Here is a 24,440-nt window from a genome sequence, read left to right as displayed (position 1 = left end):
TGTCAGTTTTTGGGGCCCCCCCCCGGGGGGGCCCCCCCCCCGCCACCGCCCCCCCCCCCCCCCTTACCGCCGGGGGGCCGGCCCCCGGGGCGGCGGCCCCACCACGAGCCGGGGCGACGCGCACGGAGGCGGTCCGGACGGGTTCAGCGCACGGTCAGACCGGGGACGACCGTCGCCAGCAGCCCGGCGGAGAGCACACCCTCCCGTACGAGCACGGGCGTGTCGCCGGTCAGGTCGACGATCGACGACGAGACCGGTCCGGCGGTCCGGCCGCCGTCGAGGTACACCGACACCGAGTCGCCGAGCATCCCGAACGCCGCGTCGCAGTCCTCCGGCGAGGGCCGGTCGGTGAGGTTCGCGCTGGAGACGGCCATCGGCCCTGCCGCCGCGAGCAGGTCGAGCGCGAGGGGGTGATCGGGCATCCGTACGGCCACCGTGCCGCCGGTCTCGCCCAGGTCCCAGTCGAGCGAGGGCCGGTGGCGGAGCACCAGAGTCAGACCGCCCGGCCAGAACGTCTCGATCAGGGCCTCGGCCGTCTTCGGCAGGTCCGCGACGAGGTCGTCGAGGGCTTCCCTGGAGCCGACGAGCACGGGGGAGGGCTTGTGCCGGCCCCGCCCCTTCGCGGCGAGCAGACCGGCGACGGCCCGCGGATCGAAGGCGTCGGCACCGACCCCGTAGACGGTGTCGGTAGGGAGGACGACGAGCCGCCCCTGCCCGAGGGCCGCCACCGCCGCCTCGATGCCGGCCGCGCGGGCCGAGGGATCAGAACAGTCGAAACGCTGTGCCATGAGGTCGTTCACTCCGTGCTGTCGACGCCGTGCGAGGTCACCGTCCGGGCGCTGCCCTCGGCGAGCTGGTAGGCCAGTCCCACGACCGCCACCTCGCCCGTCTTCACCTGCTCGGCGAGGACCCGGGACCGGTCCATGAGCAGCTGCACCGTGTGCCTTATGTGCTCGTCGATGATGTCGCTGTCCTCGGTCAGACCGGCGGCGCGGGCCGCGAGGACGCTCGGTGTCACGCGCTCCACCACGTCCCGTACGAATCCGGCCGCGGGCAGTCCGTCCTCGACCGCCGCGCGGGCCGCGGCGACGGCGCCGCAGGAGTCGTGTCCCAGGACGACGACGAGGCGGCAGCCGAGCACGCTCGTGGCGTACTCGACGCTGCCCAGGACCTCGGACCCCAGCACATGACCGGCGGTCCGTACGACGAACAGGTCGCCGAGCCCCTGGTCGAAGATGATCTCGGCCGCGAGGCGCGAGTCGGAGCAGCCGAGGATGACCGCGAACGGCTCCTGCCCGGGCGCGAGCTGCGCGCGACGCGCGGCGTCCTGATTGGGGTGCTCGGGTGTCCCGGCGACGAAGCGCCGGTTGCCGGCCAGCATGGCGTCGAGAGCGACCGAAGGAGAGGTGCGAGGCATGCCACCCACTGTAACGAGCCATGCCGGACCCGCCTCGGGCCGGTCCGGGAGGCGAGACCGGAGGCGGTCGGGCGGGCAGCCCCTGCGGATCCCGGCCAAGGTCTGACTTGTTCCCTACCTGGGGGTTTGGTTGGCTCCGTCCACCCGTTCGAGTGGTCGCGGTGGGAGGTCGCCCTGAGGTGATCACGGCCGGGTCAGCATGTGTCCGTCCTCCCCTCAGCACCCCTGTCATGGAAGGCGGGCACAGCCATGTCGATCGACGAAACCCCGGAGTCCCCGTTCTCGCTCGGAGTCGACGAAGTCGCGAAGCTGGAGGCGATCCATCAGGCCCTGCTGGACCCGACGCCGGTCGCCCTCGATCGGCTGGGCCAGTGGGGCCTGTCCGACACGTTCGAGATGTACGGAGAGATCGCCGAGTACCGCGAGCTCTCGATCGCCATGGCGGACGGGACCATGCTCGCCGCGTCGCTGAGCGTTCCGAGCAACCTGGCCCCCGGACAGCTCTGCCCCGCGGTCGTCCTGCCCGCCCCGCTGAACGACCTGGGGCACCGGGCCTACCTCGGTACGTTCCCGCGCTGGGCGATGGGCGGTTACGCCGTTCTGGCGTACAGCCAGCGCGGACTGGCCGACTCCCAGGGCGAGATCCACGTCGCCGGACCACAGGACGTGGCCGACGCCATCGAGGTCGTCAACACGCTGCTCCGGATCGAGGGCGTCGACTCGGACCGGATCGGATTCTTCGGCGCCTCCTACGGCGCCGGGACGAGTCTCCTCGCGGCCGCGAAGGACGAGCGGATCAAGGCCGTGGTGGCCACCAGCGCCTGGGGCGACCTGTTCGCCTCGCTGTACGAGAACGGCACCCGCCACCTGGCGGCCTTCGAGGCGCTCGTGAAGCTGTTCAAGGAGGAACGGTGCTCGAAGGAGTTCCTCCGCGTCATCGAGAAGATCCGCGGCAACGTCATCGACGACGAGGTCAGGGAGTTCGCCCGGGAACGGTCACCGAGGCACCACCTGGACGCCTTGAACGAGGCCGGGACACCCGTCCTCATGACCACCTCCTGGCACGAGACCATCTTCTCCGTCCCGGCCGTCGTCGACCTCTTCACCCAGCTGACCGGTCCCAAGTCGCTGCTCATCCAGGTCGGGGACCACGGCAACGCTGAGCTTCCCGGCCTGGCCGGCTTCATCTCCAAGCCCACCGAGATGGCCTACCGCTGGATGGACCACTACGTCGGCGGCTACGCAGGCGACGGAGTGCCGCCGAGGTTCGGCCTCCGCACGGAGTACATGCACAACCTCCTGTCCGACCAGCGGCACCCCGACTGGGACAGCTACGCACTGCCCGCGAGGCGGTTCCACCTCGCCGACGCGGCGCCCGGCGCGAGCGACGGCCACCTGGTCGAGGACGGGCCGCAGCCGGGCTGGGCCCGATCCGTGAAGGCCGACGGCTTCGGCACCCAGGCCGTCGTCGCCCCGAAGCTGATCCGGACCGGCCTGGTCGAGCGCATGGGCCTGCCGCACGTCTACCGGACGGCCGAGATCGACCGCGGCCTCGCCTCGGTCTTCACCACCGCGCCGCTGCCGCAGGCCATGTGCGTCCGGGGCGACCTGGAGATGCGGGTGACCGTGAAGCCCGAGAAGACGGAGGCCACGATCGTGGCCTACCTGATGGACTGCGACCCCGCCACGGGCAAGGCCGCCATCATCACCCACGCCCCGTACACCCTCACCAACGAGCAGGTCGGCCAGGCCACCACCGTGACCTTCCGTCTGCAGCCCGCCCACTACGTCCTGGCCAAGGGCCGCCAACTCCAGCTGGTCATCGACACGCACGACCCCTTCTTCGCCGACGCCAACCCGACGAAGACCCCGTCCGTCATCGAGATCACCTCCCCGCAGGGGGACGAGTCCTACCTCGACATCCCGCTCAGCCCGCTGGACTGACCCGGCCCCTGACGATCTCCGCGCGGAGCCTCCGCGCGGAGATTTTGCCCTCCCGTGGTTGCCGCCCCGACAGCGCCGACAGATCTTGGTCACCATGCCATCGGGCAGCTGGTTCTGCTGGTCACGGGGGGTGCAAGGGGCCCTCCGCCCTGAGCGGGGAAAGTACATGCACCTCGAGTTCCGGCACCTCCGTGTCCTGCTCACCGTCGCCGAGGCCGGCAGCATCCGCAAGGCCGCCGCACGCCTGCAGCTCTCCCAGCCCGCGACGAGCGCCCAGCTGAAACGGATCGAACACGAGCTGGGCGGCCCGCTCTTCATCCGCAGCGCCGAAGGCGTGAAACCGAACGAGAACGGCCAGTACGTGCTGCGCTGCGCCCGCGACCTCGTCGTCGGCTTCGACCGGCTCCGCGAGCACGCCCGCTCGGCCGCCGAGGCGGACACGGGGACCGCCGCGCCGCTGCGGGCGGGCGGAACGGCCGGTCCCCTGACATCACTTCTCATATCAGCCCTTTTCGAGCTCGTCCCGGAGAGCCGGGTCACGATCGACGCCCGGCGTTCCGTGCACACCCTCATCAAAGCCCTGAGTCAGTCGAAATGCGACATCGCGGTGTTCGGCGAGTTCCCCGGATTCCCCCTCCCCGTCGGCGAGTCGGTGGTGACCCGCACCCTGCTGCGCGAGCCGGTCTTCGTCCTGCTCGCCGAGGACCACCCGCTGGCACGCCAGGAGACGGTCAGCCTGGGCGACCTCAGCGGCGAGGAGTGGGTCATGCCGGAGGCCGACGAGAGCGGAGTCCACGCGTACCTCCATCTCACCTGCCAGTCCGCCGGATTCACCCCGCGCATCGCGCACGTGACCCCTGACCTGTCCGTGGCCCAGATCCTCGTCGCCGGCCGGCGGGCCGTCTGCGGCGTGTGGCCGAGCGCCGAAGTCCCCGCCCAGGGCACCGTGCAGCGGCCGCTCGTGGACGTCCCGTTCCACCGCAGGCTCCAGCTGGCCTGGAACCCGGAATCCGTCCCGCCCGAACTCGCCGACGCGGTGGGGGAGCGGCTGTCGGCGGCGTATCTGTCGCTGGTACGGCAGCGGCCGCAGTACCTGGCCTGGTGGGAGCACGGCGGCAGGGAGTTCACGCTCGGCGCGGACGACTGACCGCCCGGCGCTATAACTCCACAGTTGTATCCCATATGGGATCACGTCAGGAACATGTCACCTGGTGAACACTTCGCGTCAACGTCCCAGGACGTCGTCACCCCCCACGACGAGCGAAGGAACACCCCGTCATGTCCCGTCCTCTCCTTGCCCTCTCCACGGCCTTCGCCGCCGCCGTCATCACCACGGGCACGCTCGCCGTACCGGCGTACTCGCAGCCCGACGGGGTCCAGCAGGCCACCTCCGTCCGTGACACGGCGATATCCCAGGCCCGCGCGAACGTGGCCCGGCACGCCGACACCTTCGGTTTCGGGGCGGGCCAGGCGCTCCAGGTCAAGGACGTCGTCCTCGACGCCGACGGCGCCCAGCACGTCCGCTTCGAGCGGACCTACAAGGGCCTGCCGGTCGTCGGCGGCGACTTCGTCGTCCACCAGAAGGCCGACGGCTCGCTCAAGGGATCCACCCACGCCAAGGCCCACAAGGTGGCCCTCGCGTCCGTCACCCCCGCGGTCGACGCCAAGGGCACCGCCGCCGGCGCCCTGAAGCGCTCGCAGGGACTGGTCAGCGACGGCACGTCCACCCCCGAGCTGATCGTGTGGGCCGCCGACGGCACCCCCCGCCTGGCTTGGCGCACCACCGTGCAGGGCCTCGGCGACAAGGGCCAGCCGCACGGCGAGGTCTTCGTCACCGACGCCACCACCGGCGCCGCGATCGAGAACTACGACACCGAGCGCGAGGCGACCGGCACCGGCCACTCCGAGTACACCGGTGACATCACCCTCGACACCACCCTGCAGGCGAACGGCACCTTCGCCCTCATCGACCCGCTCCGCGGCCACATCACCAAGGACGCCCACAACGTCTCGTCCTCGTCCCTGAACAGCTCCTCCGGAACCCTGTTCACCGACGCCGACAACATCTGGGGCGACGGCAGGAAGTTCTCCACGGACCGCGCCACCGCCGCCGTCGACGCGCACGCCAACACCGCGAAGACGTACGACTACTACAAGAGCACCTTCGGCCGGAACGGCATCAAGAACGACGGCCGCGGCGCCACCGTCTTCGTCCACGTCGGCACCAACTGGGACAACGCCCAGTGGTCGGACTCCTGCTTCTGCATGATGACCGGCGACGGCAACGGCACCGTCGACCCCGAGCAGGTCGACCTCGACACCATGGGCCACGAGATGACCCACGGCGTCACCTCCGCCACCGCCAACCTGCGCTACAGCGGTGAGTCCGGCGGCCTCAACGAGGCCACCAGCGACATCTTCGGCACGATGGTCGAGTGGTACGCCAACAACTCCCTCGACACCCCCGACTACCTCTTCAGCGACCAGTCCACCCCGCCGTGGCTGCGCCGCATGGACAAGCCCTCCCTCGACGGCCGCTCCGCCGACTACTGGTCGAAGTCCGTCGGCCGGCTCGACGTGCACAACTCCTCGGGCGTCGGCAACCACTGGTTCTACCTCGCCAGCGAGGGCAGCGGCACCAAGACGATCAACGGCGTCACGTACAACAGCCCGACGTACAACGGCTCCACCGTCACCGGCATCGGCAACCAGAAGGCCTCCGCCATCTGGTACCGGGCGCTGACCGTCTACATGACCTCCACCACCGACTACAAGGGCGCCCGCGCCGCGACTCTGAACGCGGCGAAGGACCTGTACGGCGCCACCAGCCCCGAGTACGCCACCGTGGCGGCCGCCTGGACCGGGGTCAACGTCCTCTGACGCCCCGGCGCACCAGCTGAACCGATCACCCTCTCGGGCCCCGCCACTCCGGCGGGGCCCGAGCTGTTCAGGACGACTGGACCTCGGCGAAGTGGGCGAGCGCTTCGGCGGGGTCCGGGCTCACGAGGCGCTCCAGGCCGGCGGTCGTGATCTGCGCCCACCGGCCGGCCCGCGCCCACATCTGCTCCTCGAAGGCCCGGACGACCTCGTCCAGATCTCCGGAGCCGGTGGCGACGGCCTCGGCGAGTTCGGCGCCTTCCAGCATCGCGAGGTTCGCGCCCGCCCCCAGCGGGGGCATCAGATGCGCCGCGTCGCCCAGGAGCGTCACCCCGGGGACATGGGCCCAGGTGTGGGACACGGGCAGGCTGTAGACGGGCCGGTGGACGAAGGCGGTGCCGTGGCGGAGCAGGTCGAGGACGGGAGCGGCCCAGCCGTCGAAAAGGGCCAGCAGGCCCGCGCGCACGGCCTCGGCGTCGTCCAGGTCCAGATGCGCGTGCCAGTCCAGCGGTGCGCGGAACTTGGCGTACACCTTGACGTGGCCGCCGGTGTTGCGCTGGGCGACGACGGAGCGGTTCACGCCGTACACGGCCATCGAACCGTCACCGATCAGCCGGGCGAGGTCGGGGTGACGGCTTTCGACGTCGTCGAGGGAGGTCTCGACCGAGGTGACGCCGGTGTAGTGCGGCGTCACGGACGAGACCGCCGGGCGGATCCGGGACCAGGCGCCGTCCGCGCCGATCACGAGGTCGAACGTCTCCTCCCGCCCGTCCGCGAAGTGGACCCGTACGCCGTCCGGGGTCCCCGGCACCACCTGCGTCACGCTCCGGCCCCACTGGACGTCGAGCGGCCCGAGCAGCAGGTCACGGAGCTGACCGCGGTCGATCTCGGGATTGGCCCGGTCGTCCGGACGGGGGCGCCAGTCGCGCAGGACGCTCCCGTCCGTGTCCAGGATGCGCATGGCCTGTCCCTCGGGACGGGACAGCGCCTGGAACTCCGCCCGCAGCCCCGCCTTGTCCAGCGCCAGCTGGCCCAGCCCCTCGTGCAGGTCCAGCGCGCCGCCCGGGGGGCGCGCGTCGGGGGCGGGATCGCGTTCGAGGACGGCGGCGTGGTGGCCGTGGCGGTGCAGCACACGGGCGAAGGTGAGGCCGGCGGGTCCACCACCGACGACTGCGATGCGATGTCTCATGTCGATACACTGTATTGACGGAGGACGCCGTATCGCAACAGTACAGTGGGCTCATGACTGTCTGGGACCGGCCGGAGCCGCCGATTCGCCCCGTGCCGCTCGACCGGGAGCGCATCGTCGCCGCCGCCATCGCGCTGGCCGACGAGGACGGGCTCGAAGCCGTGTCGGTGCGCAAGGTGGCCGCCCGGCTGAACGCCGGCCCGATGCGGCTGTACGGATTCATCTCCACCAAGCAGGAGCTGTTCGACCTCATGGTGGACGAGGTCCAGGGCGAGATCCTTCCCGAGGAGCGGTCGGGTGACTGGCGGGAGGCGCTGAGCGTTCTCGCCCACCGCACCCGGCAGGCCGCTCTCCGCCACGAATGGCTGGCCGACCTGCTCGGCGGCAGGCCGTCCCTGGGGCCCAACGGTCTGGCCGTGACCGAGGCCACGCTGGCCGCCCTCGACGGCCTCGCCGACGTCGACACCGTCATGCGCGCCGTGGAGACCGTCAGCGCCTACTCCATCGGCGCCATCAGGCGTGAGATCGCGAACCTGCGGGCCGAGCGCGCCACGGGCCTGTCCGAGCACGACTGGCAGCGCGACTCCGGTCCGCATGTGACGAGGATGCTGGCCACGGGCCGGTTCCCGGCGCTGGCCAAGGCGGTGCACGAAGGCGCGGACGTGGACGCCGAGACGACCTTCGCGACCGGCTTGGACTGGGTCCTCGACGCCGTGGCGGCCAGAATCGCCTGACCGTCGACGCCCCCAGCGGGTGACGTGGAGAATCCTTTTCTCATGGAATATGGCATTCGGGTGACATCGGCCCGGTGACGGATCTTCCCGTGCTTAAGATCCACTTTCGTGACAGAGAGTCAACACGCTTGGGATCAACGGGAGTCGGCTGACGTCGTCATCCTCGGGGCCGGCCCCGCCGGGCTCGTCCTGGCCAACCTCCTCCTGCGGCGCGGCATCGACTGCGCCGTCCTCGAACGCGCGGGCCGCGAGCACGTCCTGAACCGGGCCCGGGCCGGCTACCTCGCCCCGCACACCGCGCGCGTCCTGCGGCGCCACGGCCTGGACGAGGGCCTGCGCCGCCGGGGACAGGAGCACGGCGTCTGCGAGTTCCGCACCGAGGACGGACGCTTCCGCCTCGACTACCGGCACCTCGGCACCGGCGAACCCCACACCGTCTACCCCCAGCACGAGCTGGTCGCCGACCTGCTGGCCGCGTACCTCGGCGCCGGGGGCCGCATCCGCTTCGACACCGAGGCGGTGGAGATCGGCGGCACGGACACCGCCACGCCGTGGGTGACGGCACGGGAGCCGGACGGCCGGGGCGCACGGTGGCGGGCCAGGTACGTCGCCGCCTGCGACGGCCGCCACGGCGCGGGACGGCGCGCACTGCCGGACCGGGCCGTACGGCACTTCCGCGACCACGGCGTCTCCTGGCTGGGCCTCCTCGCCGAGGCACCGCCCAGCCTCGACGCCGTCGGCTACGCGACCCACCCCCGGGGCTTCGCCGGCCACATGGCCCGGTCCGCCGACATCACCCGCTACTACCTCCAGTGCGAGCGCGGCACCCCCGCCGGGGAGTGGAGCGAGGAGCGGATCTGGGACGAGCTGGAGCTGCGGATGCGGAGCGCCGACCACGGCCCGCTGCGGCGCGGCCGGATCGTTCAGCGCACGGTCGTCGACCTGGAGTCGGAGGTGCTCGAAACCCTCCGGTACGGCTCCCTCCTCCTGGCCGGCGACGCCGCCGGCCTCATCAGCCCCTCCGCCGCGAAGGGCGCCAACCTCGCCGTCCTGGAGGCCGAACTCCTCGCCGAGGCCCTCGCCGAGGATCTCCACCGCGGCGATCCCGGACCCCTCGCCCGCTACTCCGACCGCTGCCTGACGCACATCTGGCGGGCGCAGGAGTTCTCGCACTGGATGATCGGCCTCCTCCACGGCGCACCGCCGTTCCAGGAGGGCCTGCGCCGGTCCCGCATGGAGTCGCTGCGGACGTCCCGTACCCACCAGGACTGGTTCGCCGAGCAGTACGTCGGCATCTGATCCCTCCCCCCCCGCGCCTGTGGCCCGGGGCCCGCTCCCTTCCCCCTTCACCGAGGACGCCTCCTGATGCTCACCCCTGCCCTGACGACCGGCCTCGCGCCCGACGACGTCCGGCGCCTGCGCGCGACCGCCGACTTCGTCCGGGAACAGGAGACGCCGGTCCTGCTGTCCCGCGTGCTGCCCGGCCTCGACGGTCCCGAGCTGCGGGCGGTGGCGGACCGCTGCCGGTTCGCCCACGCCGCGCTGCTCGTCTTCCCCGCCGACCGGCCCGGACTGCCGGCCGCACTCGCCGCCTGCGGGCTCCCCGACGACGCCGGATCCCGGCCGAGCGTCGTGGTCCGCGACCGGCTGGCCGCCCGCCACGGACTCGACGCCGCCGATCTTGACGTAAGGATTCTCCGGCCCACCGTGCCGGGACCCTCCGGGGAGCGCCGTGCGGTCGAGGTGTTCGCCCTCGCCGTGCCCCCGGGGTCCGAGCTGTCCGTCCTCGCCGAGCGGGAACGCGACCACGACCACGAGGCGCATCTGGCCTTCGACGTGGACCGGCCCGATCCGCTGGTGCTGCGCGGGCTGCGGGCGACGCTCGTCCGGCACGGGGCGGTGGCCGACGGGGGCGGGTACAACCCGCACGAGGACGGGACGGTGTTCTACTTCGCGACGCCCGCCGGGACGAAGACCGACTACCGGCGGATGGAGCTGTACGCGAGCGGCGACCACCGGGACCTGCTCGCCGAGCACCTGGCGGAGGGACCCCGGCCGGAACACCAGGAGGGCACGCTCGCCGCCACCGGCACCCGCGCGGCGGAAACGCTCCTGCGGCAGCTGACCGGCGCCTGGACCACCCAGGCCCTCGCCACCTGCGCCGAGCTGCGCCTCCCGGAGGCGATGAGCCCGCACGAGCCCCTCGGCGCCCGGCACCTCGCCCGCGAGGTCGGGGCGCGACCGGAGGCGCTGGAGACCCTGCTGCGGTACCTCGCCATGCTGGGCGTGGTGACCGAGGACAAGGACGGCTTCCGCCTCACCGCGTCCGGGCTGCTGCTGCGCGAGGAAGCGGCCGGCTCGATGCGGCCCCTGGCACTGATGTACGGCGGCCCGTTCTACCAGTCCTTCGCGCACCTGGCGCACGCCGTGCGGACCGGCGAGCCGGGCTTCGAGCACCTCTACGGCGAGAACCACTTCGACCACTTCGCCCAGGACCCGGAACTGGCCGCGACGTTCGACCGGTCCATGGCCGCCAGTGCCCGGATGTTCGACCCCCTGCCCGCGCATCCCGTCCTCGCGGCGGCCGCGGCCGGACCCGGCCCCCGCACGGTGGTCGACGTCGCCGGCGGCACCGGCGAGCTCCTCGGGCGGGTCCTCGCCGCGCACCCTCCGCTGCGCGGGATCCTCCTGGAGCGACCGCACGTCGTGGCCGCCGCACGGCAACGGCTCACCGCCGCCGGGCTCGCCGAGCGGTGCGCCTACCGGGTCGGGGACTTCGCCGACGTACCGGCGACCGGGGACGTGTACCTGCTCTCCCGGGTCCTGCACGACTGGGACGACGCCAGGTGCCGGGAAATCCTGCGGCACCTGGCGGGAGCCATGCCCTCGCACGCCGACCTGCTCGTCGTAGAACGGCTGCTTCCCACCGACGCCGCGCCGTCCCTCGCGACCGCGTGGGACCTGCACATGCTCTGCAACACGGGTGGCCGCGAGCGCCGTGCCGAGGAGTACGCGCGCCTCTTCGAGGCGGCGGGCCTCTCCCTCGTCGGACACAGCCCGCTGCCCCTCGACGCCCACGTCCTCCACGTACGGAAACGCTGAGGCTCAGAGCACCGCGGAGGTCACCACCCGAAGCGGCGGTCGACGACCGCGGCGAACTCCTCGAAGCTCAGGACGCGGTCACCGTTCTGGTCGGCCGCGTCGAAGAGCGCCGCGGAGTCGTCGACGTCCCCGACGCCCCAGAAGGGAATGACACCCTGAGCCGCCAGGGTGGGCCCCTTCTCCCGCAGCGCCCGGATGACCTCGGTACGGGTCAGCGTGCCGTCCTGGTCGAGGTCGAGCGCATCGAAGAGGATGCGGGCCTTCTCACTCATCACATGTCCTGTCCGGTGGGGCCGGGCGCGAGTGCGGCCGACACGTCGTGTGAGGGAGGACGCACCGAAGGCCCCAGGGGTTGTCTCTCCACCGAGATGCTCGTTACCAGGGTATGAGCGATTCCCAGCGGTCCCAGAACATCACCACGGGCACCGGCGTACTCGACCGGGAGACAGGGGTGCCGGAGCCGCCGAGTACGCCGAGCTGTTCGGCGCTCTGGACGAGGTGGTCCGCCAGGGCGTCGACCGGGTCCCCGCCACCCATCACGACACGATCGTCGCGGCAGCCGCCGCACTCGGCCCTTCCGCCACCGTCGACACCACCCGCCACACGGAGACCGGCGGCGACGACGCCGACGTCCCCTGCGGGCGCCTGCTGGCCTACACCACGCCCGGGCGGCAGACCTGGCACGTGTCGTGGAACGAGGAATGGGGCGCCGTCCTCGACACCGGCCGGACCGAGTCGTACGTGCTGACCGAGGGCGTCGACTTCTTCGAGCTCGGGATCTCCGAGCCGCTGGTCCACCCCGCTCACCTGGCGGAGGCGATCCGGCGGCACATCCCCGGCGCCCGCGCCGCCGGCTAGGCCGTCTCGTTCGGATCTCGCCGGTCGAGCCAGAGGCGTCCGGTGCACACTCCGGGGCCGCCTGCCGCGGTCGGGCGGCCGGCCTGTTTCAGCGCATCGGATAGTACGGGCGGTGGTGGGCGGCCACCGGCGGTGACTGGTGGGTCCAGGCTCCGGCGGCCGGAGTGCCGTCCGGGAGGAGGGCGCGGAGGTCGCGGCCCAGGTCGCTGTCCGGGGCGCGTACCGCGAGGTGCGTGCGCCCGGAGTGTTCGGGGGCGCTCAGGTCGTACAGGGCGTAGGGCCGGTAGACGTTCATCGGGCCGGCGAGCAGGCGTCCCTCGCGGTCGGTGCCGTAGCCGGTGATGGGGGCGGAGCAGGCGGCGACGGCTGCGAGATCGTCCAGCCGCACCGTGAGGTCGAGCAGCGGGGCCGGATCCTTCTCCAGCGTGTCGTCGGGCCCGACCGTGCCCGCCTTGCACCGCACGGTCCACGTCTCGCCCGCCGGCCCGTTGAGGGACGGCAGGCCGACCTCGAACCAGCCCGGGTACTTGGGCTCCGCGTAGAGCTCGCGCCCGGCCCTGATCGCGAACGGGTTGTCGCACACGACGTGCAGCCGGGCGATGCCGAGCAGCTTCGTCTGGTCCCAGCCCTGCGCGTACTCGGCGTAGGTCAGCCGCGGCAGACGGTGCGCGTCGGCCGTCGGGAAGGCGATGACGTTGAACTCGATCTCCTGGGTGACGCCGCCGCCGAACGCGTACTGCGCGAAGTACAGCTGGTAGTTGACCGAGACCAGCGCCCGCCCGTCGTCGAACGTGGCCGCGGTCAGATCCGGGTGGTACTTGGACAGCAGGTCGCGGACCGGGCCGGGGTCGACCAGCCAGTCGACCCCGATCTGGTGCAGGGCCCCGTAGTGGAAGGGGAGCCGGAAGGGTTCGGCCACGGGCGGCAGCGGAAGCGAGCTCATGCGGGGGCTCCTGGGACGGTCGGTCGGAGGGAGAGGGGGCGGTCGCGGGCCGTCAGGTCCGCCTCGATGCGCTCGGCACTGCGCAGCGCGAGCGCGGCCATCGTCAGCGTCGGGTTGGAGGTGGCCACCGAGGGCATGCTGCCGCAGCCGACGGCGTACAGACCGGGGTGGTCCCAGCAGCGCTGCCAGGCGTCCACGACCGAGGTGGCGGGGGAGTCCCCCATGATGTGGGTGCCGGCTGCGTGCCCGGCCCCGCGGTAGCCGTACGTACGTCCGCGGTGCTCGAAGCGGCCCGGCCACGCCGCCGGCGGCGCGTAGTCCGTGTGGTCCTCGGCGCCGAGCAGTGCGAAGAGCTGGTCCGAGACGGCCCGGGCCGCGGCCATCCCCTCCTTGACGTGCTCGTCGAGGTCGTAGGTGACGAGGGGCCGCGGGAGGCCGAGGGCGTCGCGCTCGGTCGGGTGGAGCGTGACCCGGTTCGCCGGGTCGGCGCCCTGCTCCATCTCGAACTGGAAGGTGAACTGCCGGCGCACCCGGTCCCCGACCGCCTGCCTCAACTCCGCGCCGGTCAAACCCCGTTCGGTGAGGAAGTGTGCCACGTCCGTGTCGACGGGCCCCTTCGCCCAGATCCACCCCCACGTCCCGAACTCGACGCGGAACGGCGCCCGCAGTTTCCGCGCCGGGCCGGTGCGGAAGCCCTCGAAGCCGGAGACGGAGCCGGGCCCCCGGTACGCGCCCGCGTGCTCGCCCTCGGGCAACAGCCCCCAGGTCAGCAGGACCGGATGGTCCATCAGATTGCGGCCCACCTGGCCACTGCGGTCGGCGAGCCCCGACAGGAGCAGCAGCCGGGCGTTCTCCACCGCGTGCGCGGCGAGCACGACGACATCGGCGTGCGCGACGGACACCTCGCCGTCGTACGACCGGTATTCCACGCCCGTGGCGCGTCCCCGCCCGTCGACGAGGACGCGGCTCACCACCGACCGGTCCCGGAGGGTGACGGACGGGCTCCACCGGCCCTGGGTCTTGAGCGGGGTGTACTTCGCGTACGAGGGGCAGTGCGGGATGCAGCCCGCGTTGCCCACGCACCGGCTGCCCGGGTCCGGCCGGCCGTCCCGTCCGCGGGGCACGTAGCCGCGGCCGCCGTCGTACCGGGGATCCGGGACGCCGTTGCGGGCGTGCGGGGTGCCGACCACTCTCAGCTCCACCTCGCGCAGCCCGACGGGGTCCTCGACGCGCCGCCCGTCGAGCCGGGCCGCGAGGAGACGGTCCAGGCGGGCGGCCGGCAGGGGCCGCATGGGGAAGACGTAGCCGTCGGGGAACCGCAGACCGAGGTGCGTCCGCTGTTCGTCGGCGTCGGCCGCGACACCCAGCTCCTCCTCGGCCGACCGGTAGTGGGGTTCGAGCTCGTCGTACGTGAGGGGCCAGCGCCGTCCGTACCCGAAGGACTCGGTGTCGAAGTCCTCGGGCAGCATGCGGGGCGTGAGGCCGGTCCAGACGTTGCCGGTGCCGCCGCGGGCGCGGACGTAGCCGCTGGCGTACGGGAGCGGGCCGTCCTGCGGCAGATGACCGGCCGCCCGGAAGACGGGAGTTCCGTCCGCACCGACGAGGTCCGTCACCTCGGGCGAGGCCGCCGCCGGATGCGACCGGTACGGGGAGCCGGGCAGTCCGCCCGTGGCCGTCAGGTACGCGGTGAGCGGATCGGCGGCCGGTGCGGGGTCCGCCTTCGCGCCCGCCTCCAGGACGAGGACCCGCCGGCCGTGCCGCCCGATCCGGTGCGCGACCAGGGAGCCGGCGATGCCCGAGCCCACGACGATCACGTCGTAGCGCGTCATCGCTCGTCCCCCTCGGCCCAGCTCCCGTACCCGCCGGGGGCGGCGGCGGGAGGGGTGAGTCCGGCCGCCTTCCACACCAGGCCCTCGGCGTAGGCACGCGGGGACACGAGCGTCGGCGGCGAACCCGGCCAACTGCCCGTGTACCAGAGGTGGATGACGTCCCGGGCGGCCGCCCGTGCGTCGCGCCCGTCCGGGGGTTCGCGCAACAGCCGTTCGTACCGGTCCGCGCCCAGCCGTTCCGCGGCCGCGGCCCGGTACACCTCGACGAGCCCGGTGGCCGCCAGGTCCTCCGCGTCGAAGCCGGTCAACCGCGCCGACAGGGCGGTGAAGCGCTGTGTCTCGTCCGTGATGGGCACGCGGGCATCGGTGCCCCGCCGCCCGCGGGACCATGCACCGCGCCCCCGGAACGGCTTGATCGCGTCGGCGCGCGCTCCCTCACACGGGTGGCGCCGTTCGCACAGACGACGGAGGCGGTGGGGGTTGTGTGGCCAGCCAGTGCCGGGCGATCTGCTCGCGCGTGGCCACCCACGCCCCGCCTCGCTGCGCCACGTACCGCAAGAACCCGTCGAGCGCCCGGATGCGGCCCGGCCGGCCGATGATCCGGCCATGAAGGCCGACGCTCATCATGCGGGGGCGTTCGGCGCCCTCCTCGTACAAGGTGTCGAACGTGTCGACGAGGTACGCGAGCATGTCGTCGGCGGTCGTGAAGCCGTGGACGAGCAGGAACTTGAAGTCGTTCGCGTCGAGGCTGTACGGCAGCACGAGGTGCGGCCGGCCGGCAGCCTGGACGTAGTAGGGCAGATCGTCCGCGTAGTCGTCGGAGTCGTAGAGGAAACCGCCCTCCTCGACGACGAGACGCCGGGTGGCGGGGCTCGTCCGCCCCGTGTACCAGCCGACGAGCCGGCGTCCGACGAGCCGCTCGATCGTGGCGATGGTAAGGGCGATGTCGGCGCGCTCGACGTCCTCGGGCACCTCGCGGTAGTCGATCCAACGCCAGCCGTGCCCGGCCACCTCCCAGCCGGCGGCGCCCATCGCGCGCGCCGCGTCCGGATGGCGCGCGAGGGCCTGGCCGACGGCGTGGACGGTGAGCGGCACGCCGTGCGCCCGGAGCGTGCGGTGGACGCGCCAGAACCCGGCGCGCGCGCCGTACGCGAACATCGACTCGGCGTTCAGATCGCGGCCGCCGGTCACGGGCGGCGCGCCGACGACCTCGTGCAGGAAACCCTCCGAGGCCGGTTCGCCGTCGAGGACGTTGTGCTCGCCGCCCTCCTCGTGGTTGAGGACGAGACTGACGGCCACGCGGGCGCCGTCGGGCCAGGCGGCGTGCGGCGGTTCGGCGCCGTAGCCGACGAGGTCGCGCGGGTGCTCGGACACGGGCGGCACGCTACCGCCGATCGGCCACCGCCCCGACGAGGCACGGCGACGACTGCCGGATCACCTGTTCAGGGACTGTGCCCCGGCGCCGGTTCCTGGCTCCATGAGGGGAGGCGTCCCGCGGACGCCGATCCGATGAGACGGCACTCCTGACGAGGTGATCAGCGTTGGCGACCGACCGCCACGGCCACGACCTGTACAACGGCACACCGGAGGCGGCCGAGCGGCTGGACCGCGCGGTCGACGCCCTGCTCTTCTTCCGCCCCGAGGTGACCGGGGCGCTCGACGACCTCCTCGCGGCCGCCCCCGCCTCACCGGTCGCGCACGCGTTCGCGGCCTATCTGGGGGTCCTGGGGACCGAACCGAACGCCGCCGCGGCGGCACGGCGGCGGTTCGAGACCTTCGCGTCCGGCCTCGACGTGACCCGCCTGTCCCCGAGGGAGCGGCTGCACACGGCCGCCGCCGAAAGCCTCCTCGCGGGCGACCTGCGACGGGGGAGCGCGCTCCTGGAGGAGCTGACCGTGGGCCACCCGCGCGACGCGCTCGCGCTCTTCGTCGGGCACCAGCTCGACTTCCTCACCGGTGACGCCCTGCGCCTGCGGGACAGGATCGGCGGCGCCCTGTCCGCCTGGGACGAGGACGACCCGCACCGGGGCCCGATCCTGGGGATGTACGCCTTCGGCCTGGAGGAGTCCGGGCACTACGCCCACGCCCGGGACACGGGAGCGGCCGCCGTCGAGCGGAACCGCCACGACGTGTGGGCCATCCACGCCGTCGTGCACACCTACGAGATGCGGGGCCGCTTCGCCGAAGGCACGGCCTATCTCGACGCACGCACCGGCGACTGGTCCGAGGGCAACTTCCTGACCGTCCACAACTGGTGGCACTACGCGCTCTACGCCCTGGAGGCGGGCCGCACCGACGAGGCGCTCGGCGTCTACGACGCCGCTCTGCACCACGAGGGATCCCGAGGTCTCGCGATGGAACTCCTCGACGCGGCGGCCATGCTGTGGCGCTTCCACCTCGCGGGATCCGACCAGACCCGCCGCTGGGAGGCGCTCGCGGACGCCTGGTCCGCACGGGCCGATCCGCCGTTCTACGCCTTCAACGACGTGCACGCGGTCATGTCCTACGTCGGCGCCGGCCGGGTCGGAGAGGCGCGGCGGCTGATCGCCGACCGCCGCCGGTGGCTCGCGGAGCCGCGGGCGGGAACAGTCAGCAACCACGAGATGACCGCGCACGTGGGCCTGCCGGTGTGCGAGGCCCTGGTCGCCCACGCCGGGGGCGACCACGACACCGTCCTGGAGTTGTTGTGGCCGCTGCGGCGACGGCTGCACGAGTTCGGCGGCAGCCACGCCCAACGCGACGCGCTCCAGAAGACCCTCGTCGAGGCGGCCCTGCGGTCCGGGCGGCACGACATGGCGCGGGTCCTGATCAGCGAGCGGATCGCGCTGCGTCCGGACAGCCCGTACAACTGGCTGAGCAGGGCGCGCCTGGCGGAGTCACTGGGCGATGCCTCCAGGGCCGCGGCGGCTCGTGACGAGGCACGCCGGCTCGGCCGGTGCGGAGACCTCACGACCGACCGGTTCTGACGGGTGACGCGACCGACCGGTTCTGACGGGTGAAGGGGGCCGGGATACACCTTCCGGGTCTCGGGTGACGGCCCTATGCTCCTGCGTCGGATGTCAGGTTACCGCCGGTAAAGGGGTTGGGGCATGAACCGTACGGGCACCTCACGACGCACCTTCGTGGCGGGCGCCGCCGCCACGACCGGAGCCGCCGCCGTCGGCGCGGTCGCCCTCGGAGCCGTACCGGCCGTCGCCGCGGAGTCTTCTGCGCCGCCGTCCGTGGCCGTGCTCGGCGGTGGGGTCGCGGGCCTCACCGCCGCCCACGAACTGGCCGAGCGCGGCTTCCGCGTCACCGTCTACGAGCGCCGCGCGCTCGGCGGCAAGGCCCGCTCCATGGACGTACCGGACAGCGCGCGCGGCGGCCGGCGCCCGCTCCCCGCCGAGCACGGCTTCCGGTTCATCCCCGGCATCTACCACAACCTCCCCGACACGCTGCGGCGCATCCCGTTCCCCGGGAACCCCAACGGAGTCTGGGACAACCTGGTGGCCCCGGCGGAGATGTCCTTCGCCCGCACCGGCCGCGAGGACCTGCGCATCCCGCTCCCGTGGCCGGGCCACCGGCCCGCCGAGCTCACCCTCGACGAGATCGGCCGCGCCCTGACCGCGCTCCTGGACACCGCCCGCTCCATCCCGCTCCACGAGACCGCGTACTTCGTCAACCGCTTCCTCGTCTTCCTGACCAGCTGCGACGAGCGGCGCAACGAGGCATGGGAGCGGACACCCTGGTGGGAGTTCCTGCGCGCCGAGCGGATGAGCTACGACTACCAGCGCATCCTGGCCGTCGGCCTCACCCGCAACATCGTGGCGACGAAGGCCGAGGAGGCCAGCACCCGCACGGTCGCCACGCTCCTCGAGGCCTTCGCCTTCAACGCCCTGGGGCGCGGCGCCGACGGACCCCTCGACCGGATCCTGAACCTGCCCACGAACGAGGCCTGGATCGACCCGTGGGCAGCCCATCTGACAAGCCTCGGCGTGGAGTTCCGCATCGGCTGGACGGTACGGGAACTGGCCTACGACGCGGGATCCGGGCGCGTCGGCGCGGCCGTCGTCGAGGACCCGCAGGGCGTCCGCCGCTCGGTGACCGCCGACCACTACGTCTCGGCGATGCCGGTGGAGCACGCCCGCCGGACCTGGGGCGCGGCACTGCGGGCCACGGACCCGCAGCTGGCGCGCTGCGACGAGCTGGAGACCGACTGGATGACGGGCATCCAGTTCTACCTCACGGAACGCGCCCCGCTCCTGGCGGGCCACGCCAACTGCATCGACTCGCCCTGGTCCCTGACGTCGATCCAGCAGGCACGCCACTGGCCGTCCCGCGACTTCCCGGCCGACTACGGCGACGGCGTCGCCGTCGACTGTCTCTCGGTGGACATCTCGGAGTGGGACCGGCCCGGCATCCTCTACGGCAAGACGGCCAAGCAGTGCACCCGCACGGAGGTCGCCCGGGAGGTGTGGGCGCAGTTGAAGGCCGCCTTCAACGACACCGGCCGTACGGTACTGAAGGACAGCGCGCTGCACTCCTGGTTCCTCGACCCGGGCGTCGACGGCCTCGGTACCCCGAACCCGACCAACGAGGACCAGCTCCTCGTCCATCCGGTCGGCACCTTCCACAACCGCCCGCACGCCGCCACCAGGATCCCCAACTTCTTCCTGGCCGGCGACTACGTGGCCGTCGACATCGACCTGGCGACCATGGAGGGCGCCAACGCCTCCGCCCGCCAGGCCGTCAACGCGCTCCTCGACCGCACGGGCTCGACCGCCCCGCGCTGCACGGTGCAGCCCCTCTTCCGCCCCCCGGAGCTGGAGGGCCTCAAGCGCCACGACCGCCTGCGCTACCGCCTCGGCCTGCGCAACGCGCTCGACGTGGGCTGAGGGGCGGGGCCGACACCGCTCAGTGCTCGCAGAGGGAGAACTCCCGCTCGTAGAGCTGCTCGTTGTGCTCGTCGACGAAGAACTTCCGTTCCCGCATGAGCTGTTCGCGGAAGTCCTCGGCCTGTTCGAGGGTCATCGTCGAGGTGTCGGACCACGGCTGCTGCGGCGGCACGTCGGACGTCGAGACGATCGCTTCCGAGGGGTCGACGAGGAAGAACGCGAGGATCTTGCGGTGTCCCGGGCGAGTGGGGTCCGCCAGGCGGAACGAGCCGACGCGGTGCTGCAGGACGTTCGGGAACGCCAGGCATCGGCCCTCCGGGGTCGACGCCGATCCCAGAAGCTGGTTCAGCGCGTCCTCGTCCTCCAGGCCGTAGACCTCACGCACGCCCTCGTTGTCGTTCTGTTCGTACTCAGGGTCGTCGAGAGCCGTCCGGAAGCTCAGCCGGCTCTCGGTGATGTTCTCACTGTCCCAGTAATAGATGCCGGTGGAGACGATCCGCTCGTTCAGCATCCCCTCGACGTGCCAGGAGCCACCGGCGTACTCGGGCTTCTCCGGGGTCAGGTGAATGGTGGCGAGCTTGACGATCACCTGGAGCCGCCGGCCGCGCAGGTCGACCCGGTCGGCCGCGGCGGGCACCTCGGGCGGGGTGAAGTCCGGGGCGTCCGGGATGACCGGGCGACGGTTCTCCCACCATTCGTCGTGGGCCCGCTGCCAGGAGCGGTAGGCCTCCTCGTAGGCCTCGTCATCGCTGTAGGAGGACTTCTTCGGAAATTCCGGCTCCGACTCGTACCACCCATAGGGATCGACGTCGACGCGCAGGGGCCGGGGGTGCCGCAGATCGGTGAGCACGTTCTCCCACAGGGGGAGGAAGCGTGCGAACAGCTCCGGCAGGACGGAGGCCAGCTCGTGATGGGTCTCCGGGTGGACGTTGTTCACGTACGAACGGAAGGCGGCGTCCCCGTCGTCACTGACGTCGACGTCCGTGGGCAGCCACTGGAACCTCTCCGAGAACTCGTACTTCGCGTAGCGGTCCGTCGGGTTCTGCCACGCCCGCTCCGGCGCGCCGCTCGCCTCCCGCACCAGACAGAACAGTGAGGGATGGACCAGGTCGAGTACCTGGCCGTCGGATCCGGGATGCCAGTCCCGCTCCGCCTCGGGGACCTCTTCCAGGACCCGGACCGCCTCGCGCAGCCGGGACCTGAGCTTGTCGTCGATCAGGGTGTCCGACTGCCACACCCCGTCGACGGCGGACACCTCGGCACCGGTCCGTTCGTCCCGCAGCGCGGCGTAGTGCGCGAGTTCGGCGAGCACGTAGCGGACCTGCGCCTCGGTGAGGCCCTGGGCGACCGCCTCCCGCGTCCATCGGGCGACGATGCCGGCGTCGTTCCTCTTGTCGAACCACCCCGGCTTCGCCCGAAGGCGCGCGCTGCACTGGATCATTTCAAGTTCCCGCAGCGTGCGGGGCGTCGCGAACGGTATGGAACGGGACGTTTGGAAGGGCAACGGGAACCCAGACAGGCCGGTCAACTCTCTTGTTCCTCCGAGTCGGTGTGCGGTGGCCGGAAGAATACTTCAGCGCACTGACACCGCGGCCGTACGTCAGTGGCCGGCCAGGACACCCAGCAGCCTGGCCACCTCCGCCGCCACCGCGTCACGCGCCGGGCCCAGGTACTTACGGGGGTCGGCGACACCCGGGGAGTCCTCAAGGCGTCCGCGGACCGTCGCGGTGAAGAGCTTGTTGAGGTGGGTGGAGATGTTGACCTTCGTCATCCCGGCGGCGACCGCCTTCGCCAGGTCCGCGTCGTCGACCCCGGAGGAGCCGTGGAGCACGAGCGGCACGTCGAGCGCGTCCCTCAGCCGTGCGATGAGGTCGAAGTCGAGTGCGGCGTCACGGGTGAGCATGGCGTGCGAGCTGCCCACCGCGACGGCCAGGGCGTCGACCGCGGTGGCCGCGGCGAACGCGCGGGCCTCGTCCGGGTCCGTGCGGACGCCCGGCGCATGGGCGCCGTCCTTGCCGCCGACCTCACCGAGCTCCGCCTCGACCCAGACGTCGGCCCGGTGGCACAGGTCGGTCATCGCCCGGGTGGCGGAGACGTTCTCGCCGTACGGCAGCTTGGAGGCGTCGAACATGACCGAGGTGAAGCCGAGTTCGACGGCCTCGTGGACGAGTTCCGCGGACTCGGCGTGGTCCAGGTGGACCGCGACCGGGACCGCGGCGGAGCCGGCGATGGCGAGGGAGGCGAGGGCGATCGGGGCCAGGGAGCCGTGGTAGCGGGCGGTGTTCTCGCTGATCTGCAGGATGACCGGAAGTCCGGCGCGCTCGGCACCGGTGACGATGGCCTCGGCGTGCTCGATCTGTACGACGTTGAACGCGCCGACGCCGGTGCCGGCGGCGCGGGCGGGGCCGATGATGTCGTCGGTGGGGACGAGGGGCATGGGCGTACTCCAGGAAGCGGTGGGGCGGTGACGGGGAAGGGCCGGTGACGTGGACGCCGACGTCCATGTCACCGGCCGGCCGCGGTGCCGGGCGCCGCGCCTGCGGCGGCGTCCGCGCGGAGAACTCAGACGGAGGCGTCGTCGAGGATGACGGAGCGGGTGAGGTTGCGGGGACGGTCGGGGTCGTAACCGCGGGCCTCGGCGAGGTGGACGGCGAGACGCTGGGCCCGCACCAGGTCGGCGAGCGGGTCGAGGGCATCGGCCTCATCGCCGGACGCGGCGGGGTGGAGTCCCCCGACACGGGCGATGTCGTCGGCCAGTCCGTGCGGTGCCGGGCCGAAGAGCCAGGCGACACGGCCGGGACCGGTGATGCTGATGGGGCCGTGGCGGTACTCCATGGCGGGGTAGGCCTCGGTCCAGGCGCCGGCGGCCTCGCGCATCTTGAGGCCTGCTTCGAGGGCGAGGCCGTAGGTCCATCCGGTGCCGAGGAAGGTGAACTGCTCGGCCGCGCAGACGGCGGGATCCAGCGGCTCGGCGAGGGCGCGCTCGGCGTCCAGAGCGGCCCGCTCCAGGGGGCGCACCCCCGCCGGGAGGGCGTTCTCGGCTTCGAGGTGCGCGCGCAGCAGGGCCAGGACCGTGGTGGCGAACCGGGTCTGGACGACGGACTGCTCGTCGGCGAAGTCGAGTACGGCGACGACGTCGGCGGCCGTCATGACGGGGGTCGCGGGGTCGGCGGTGAGGGCGCCGGTGGGGACGACGCCCTTGAGCCGGTTCAGCAGGTCGAGGACCTCGGTGGTGGTTCCGGAACGCGTGATGGCGAGCACTCGGTCGTAGGTCCGGCCGTGCGGGAACTCGGACGCGGCGAAGGCGTCGGTCTCGCCGTGCCCGCCCTCCTCGCGGAGGTGCGCGTAGGCGAGGGCCATGAACCAGGAGGTGCCGCACCCGACGACGGCGACCCGTTCGCCCCGCCGGGGGAGGGCCTCGGCGAACTGGGCGAGCGACGCGGCCGCACGCCTCCACGTGCCCGGCTGGGAAGCGATCTCGACGGAGGTGCGGGAGGTCTCGTAGGTGGTCACGCGATTCCTTGGGCTCGTAGGGGCGGAGGGGAGCTTGACTAGACCAATGCTCGGTTAGGTGCGCAAGAACTGTCAAGAGTTGCTCGAAAGAGCTTTGATGCGAGCAATTATGAGCATCATGCTGCGTCGATGTGGAGGTCGACGGGCCGACCGGCACTCCTCTGCGATGCTCGATGTCGTCGAGCTACGATCAACTTCGCGCATGCCGTGCGGCCGGGTGGCCGTCGGGGATTCCGGGGGCGTGCGACGCGTGTCTCAGGGGTCCGGGAAGGGTGTGGCGCATGTCCAAGCAGGAGCGGTGGAGCAAGCTCCTCGAGTTGCTGGCCGTCGAGGGAAAGCTGGACGTGGAGGACGCGGCCGTCGCCGTGTCGGTCTCTCCCGCCACCATCCGCAGGGACCTCGACGAGCTCGCCGAGCAGCGACTGCTCGTCCGCACGCGGGGCGGAGCGATGGCGCACGGCGTCTCGTACGAGCTTCCCCTGCGCTACAAGTCCTCCCGCAGGGCCTCCGAGAAGCAGCGGATCGCCGGCGCCGTGGCGGACCTGCTGACCGTGGGGGACGTCGTCGGTCTCAACGGCGGCACGACCACCACCGAAGTGGCGCGGGCGCTCGTCCTGCGGGCCGGGGGCGGATCGGCCGAGGCGGGCGAGAACCAGTCCGGCCCGATGTACACCGTCGTCACCAACGCCCTGAACATCGCGGGCGAGCTGGCGGTGCGACCGCAGTTCAAGATCGTGGCCACGGGCGGGGTGGCGAGGCCCCAGACCTATGAACTGGTGGGCCCGCTGACCGTGGGGGTGCTGAACGAGGTCGTCCTCGACGTGGCCGTACTGGGGGTCGACGGCGTGGACCCCGAACTGGGCGTCATGACCCACCACGAGGACGAGGCGGGCATCAGCCGGCTCTTCGCCCAGCGTGCCCGCAAGGTGATCCTGGTGACGGACTCGTCGAAGATGGGCAAGCGCGCGTTCGCGAAGATCTGTGGCCTGGACCAGATCGACGTCATCGTCACCGATTCCGGCATCGCTCCGGACATCGCCGCCAAGCTCTCCGAGGCGGGCATCGAAGTGATCACCGTCTGAGCCCCCTGCGCTTCTCGCTTCCGCCCGCCCCCGCGCGCGGGCGCGCCGCGGCCCCGTTCCGGACGACTGGTCCGGAAC

21 protein-coding genes are annotated in these 24,440 nt (G+C 72.2%); 10 read left to right on the top strand and 11 right to left on the bottom strand.

The window, feature by feature from the left end:
• Nucleotides 1-143: 143 nt before the first annotated feature.
• Nucleotides 144-788 (bottom strand): L-threonylcarbamoyladenylate synthase, encoded by a 645-nt coding sequence (locus tag ACWGN5_RS13830; protein ID WP_453514462.1) that lies wholly within the window; start codon nt 786-788, stop codon nt 144-146.
• A gap of 8 nt (nt 789-796) precedes the next feature.
• On the bottom strand, nt 797-1,417 hold the full coding sequence (locus ACWGN5_RS13825; protein WP_453514460.1) for a carbonic anhydrase: 621 nt from the start codon (nt 1,415-1,417) through the stop codon (nt 797-799).
• Between the two features lie 249 nt (nt 1,418-1,666).
• Here ACWGN5_RS13825 and ACWGN5_RS13820 point away from each other — a divergent pair, with 249 nt between their 5' ends.
• From ACWGN5_RS13820 to ACWGN5_RS13810, 3 genes are all read left to right on the top strand, one after another.
• Nucleotides 1,667-3,361 carry a CocE/NonD family hydrolase gene (locus ACWGN5_RS13820; protein ID WP_453514458.1) on the top strand — a complete coding sequence of 565 codons (1,695 nt, stop codon included), beginning with the start codon at nt 1,667-1,669 and terminating at the stop codon, nt 3,359-3,361.
• Nucleotides 3,362-3,527: 166 nt separating this feature from the next.
• On the top strand, nt 3,528-4,508 hold the full coding sequence (locus tag ACWGN5_RS13815; RefSeq protein WP_453514456.1) for a LysR family transcriptional regulator: 981 nt from the start codon (nt 3,528-3,530) through the stop codon (nt 4,506-4,508).
• Nucleotides 4,509-4,639: 131 nt separating this feature from the next.
• Nucleotides 4,640-6,241 (top strand): M4 family metallopeptidase, encoded by a 1,602-nt coding sequence (locus ACWGN5_RS13810; RefSeq protein WP_453514454.1) that lies wholly within the window; start codon nt 4,640-4,642, stop codon nt 6,239-6,241.
• A gap of 67 nt (nt 6,242-6,308) precedes the next feature.
• Here ACWGN5_RS13810 and ACWGN5_RS13805 read toward each other — a convergent pair whose 3' ends face one another.
• Nucleotides 6,309-7,427: an FAD-dependent oxidoreductase gene (locus ACWGN5_RS13805; RefSeq protein WP_453514452.1), complete on the bottom strand. Its 1,119-nt coding sequence runs from the start codon at nt 7,425-7,427 to the stop codon at nt 6,309-6,311.
• Nucleotides 7,428-7,480: 53 nt separating this feature from the next.
• Here ACWGN5_RS13805 and ACWGN5_RS13800 point away from each other — a divergent pair, with 53 nt between their 5' ends.
• The 3 genes from ACWGN5_RS13800 (at nt 7,481) to ACWGN5_RS13790 (ending at nt 11,263) form a co-directional block, all read left to right on the top strand.
• Nucleotides 7,481-8,161 (top strand): TetR/AcrR family transcriptional regulator, encoded by a 681-nt coding sequence (locus tag ACWGN5_RS13800; RefSeq protein WP_453514449.1) that lies wholly within the window; start codon nt 7,481-7,483, stop codon nt 8,159-8,161.
• A 108-nt stretch (nt 8,162-8,269) separates the two neighbouring features.
• Entirely contained in the window at nt 8,270-9,460 is a 1,191-nt protein-coding gene (locus ACWGN5_RS13795; RefSeq protein WP_453514447.1) for a 4-hydroxybenzoate 3-monooxygenase, read from the top strand.
• A 66-nt stretch (nt 9,461-9,526) separates the two neighbouring features.
• Nucleotides 9,527-11,263 (top strand): methyltransferase, encoded by a 1,737-nt coding sequence (locus ACWGN5_RS13790; RefSeq protein WP_453514444.1) that lies wholly within the window; start codon nt 9,527-9,529, stop codon nt 11,261-11,263.
• 20 nt (nt 11,264-11,283) lie between these two features.
• Here ACWGN5_RS13790 and ACWGN5_RS13785 read toward each other — a convergent pair whose 3' ends face one another.
• Nucleotides 11,284-11,535, bottom strand: coding sequence for an EF-hand domain-containing protein (locus ACWGN5_RS13785; protein ID WP_453514442.1), 252 nt, complete (start codon nt 11,533-11,535; stop codon nt 11,284-11,286).
• Nucleotides 11,536-11,761: 226 nt separating this feature from the next.
• On the opposite strand from ACWGN5_RS13785, the gene ACWGN5_RS13780 reads away from it, so the two are divergent.
• Nucleotides 11,762-12,121, top strand: a complete 360-nt coding sequence (locus ACWGN5_RS13780) for a hypothetical protein (protein ID WP_453514440.1) — start codon at nt 11,762-11,764, stop codon at nt 12,119-12,121.
• Nucleotides 12,122-12,209: 88 nt separating this feature from the next.
• On the opposite strand, the gene ACWGN5_RS13775 is transcribed toward ACWGN5_RS13780, so the two are convergent.
• The 4 genes from ACWGN5_RS13775 to puuE form a co-directional block, all read right to left on the bottom strand.
• Nucleotides 12,210-13,064 carry a hypothetical protein gene (locus ACWGN5_RS13775; RefSeq protein WP_453514437.1) on the bottom strand — a complete coding sequence of 285 codons (855 nt, stop codon included), beginning with the start codon at nt 13,062-13,064 and terminating at the stop codon, nt 12,210-12,212.
• A complete protein-coding gene (locus ACWGN5_RS13770; RefSeq protein ID WP_453514435.1) occupies nt 13,061-14,893 on the bottom strand; it encodes a GMC family oxidoreductase in 1,833 nt (610 codons plus the stop codon). The genes ACWGN5_RS13775 and ACWGN5_RS13770 overlap by 4 nt, the downstream gene beginning before the upstream one ends.
• A complete protein-coding gene (locus ACWGN5_RS13765) occupies nt 14,890-15,249 on the bottom strand; it encodes a hypothetical protein (RefSeq protein WP_453514434.1) in 360 nt (119 codons plus the stop codon). The genes ACWGN5_RS13770 and ACWGN5_RS13765 overlap by 4 nt, the downstream gene beginning before the upstream one ends.
• A 79-nt stretch (nt 15,250-15,328) precedes the next feature.
• Nucleotides 15,329-16,267 carry an allantoinase PuuE gene (puuE, locus tag ACWGN5_RS13760; protein ID WP_453514432.1) on the bottom strand — a complete coding sequence of 313 codons (939 nt, stop codon included), beginning with the start codon at nt 16,265-16,267 and terminating at the stop codon, nt 15,329-15,331.
• 167 nt (nt 16,268-16,434) lie between these two features.
• Between puuE and ACWGN5_RS13755 the strand changes: the two genes are divergently transcribed.
• Nucleotides 16,435-17,859 carry a tetratricopeptide repeat protein gene (locus ACWGN5_RS13755; RefSeq protein ID WP_453514431.1) on the top strand — a complete coding sequence of 475 codons (1,425 nt, stop codon included), beginning with the start codon at nt 16,435-16,437 and terminating at the stop codon, nt 17,857-17,859.
• Between the two features lie 123 nt (nt 17,860-17,982).
• A complete protein-coding gene (locus ACWGN5_RS13750) occupies nt 17,983-19,767 on the top strand; it encodes a hydroxysqualene dehydroxylase (protein ID WP_453514428.1) in 1,785 nt (594 codons plus the stop codon).
• A 19-nt stretch (nt 19,768-19,786) separates the two neighbouring features.
• On the opposite strand, the gene ACWGN5_RS13745 is transcribed toward ACWGN5_RS13750, so the two are convergent.
• The 3 genes from ACWGN5_RS13745 to ACWGN5_RS13735 form a co-directional block, all read right to left on the bottom strand.
• Complete coding sequence (locus tag ACWGN5_RS13745; protein WP_453514425.1) at nt 19,787-21,295, bottom strand: DUF4246 domain-containing protein; 1,509 nt, start codon at nt 21,293-21,295, stop codon at nt 19,787-19,789.
• Nucleotides 21,296-21,367: 72 nt separating this feature from the next.
• On the bottom strand, nt 21,368-22,204 hold the full coding sequence (locus tag ACWGN5_RS13740; protein ID WP_453514423.1) for a class II fructose-bisphosphate aldolase: 837 nt from the start codon (nt 22,202-22,204) through the stop codon (nt 21,368-21,370).
• A gap of 125 nt (nt 22,205-22,329) precedes the next feature.
• Nucleotides 22,330-23,280 carry an SIS domain-containing protein gene (locus tag ACWGN5_RS13735; protein WP_453514422.1) on the bottom strand — a complete coding sequence of 317 codons (951 nt, stop codon included), beginning with the start codon at nt 23,278-23,280 and terminating at the stop codon, nt 22,330-22,332.
• A 281-nt stretch (nt 23,281-23,561) separates the two neighbouring features.
• Between ACWGN5_RS13735 and ACWGN5_RS13730 the strand changes: the two genes are divergently transcribed.
• Entirely contained in the window at nt 23,562-24,362 is an 801-nt protein-coding gene (locus ACWGN5_RS13730; RefSeq protein ID WP_453514420.1) for a DeoR/GlpR family DNA-binding transcription regulator, read from the top strand.
• Nucleotides 24,363-24,440: the final 78 nt, after the last annotated feature.

Source organism: Streptomyces sp. NPDC055815 (genome assembly GCF_053616475.1).
This window is presented reverse-complemented; position numbering and strand designations above follow the sequence as displayed.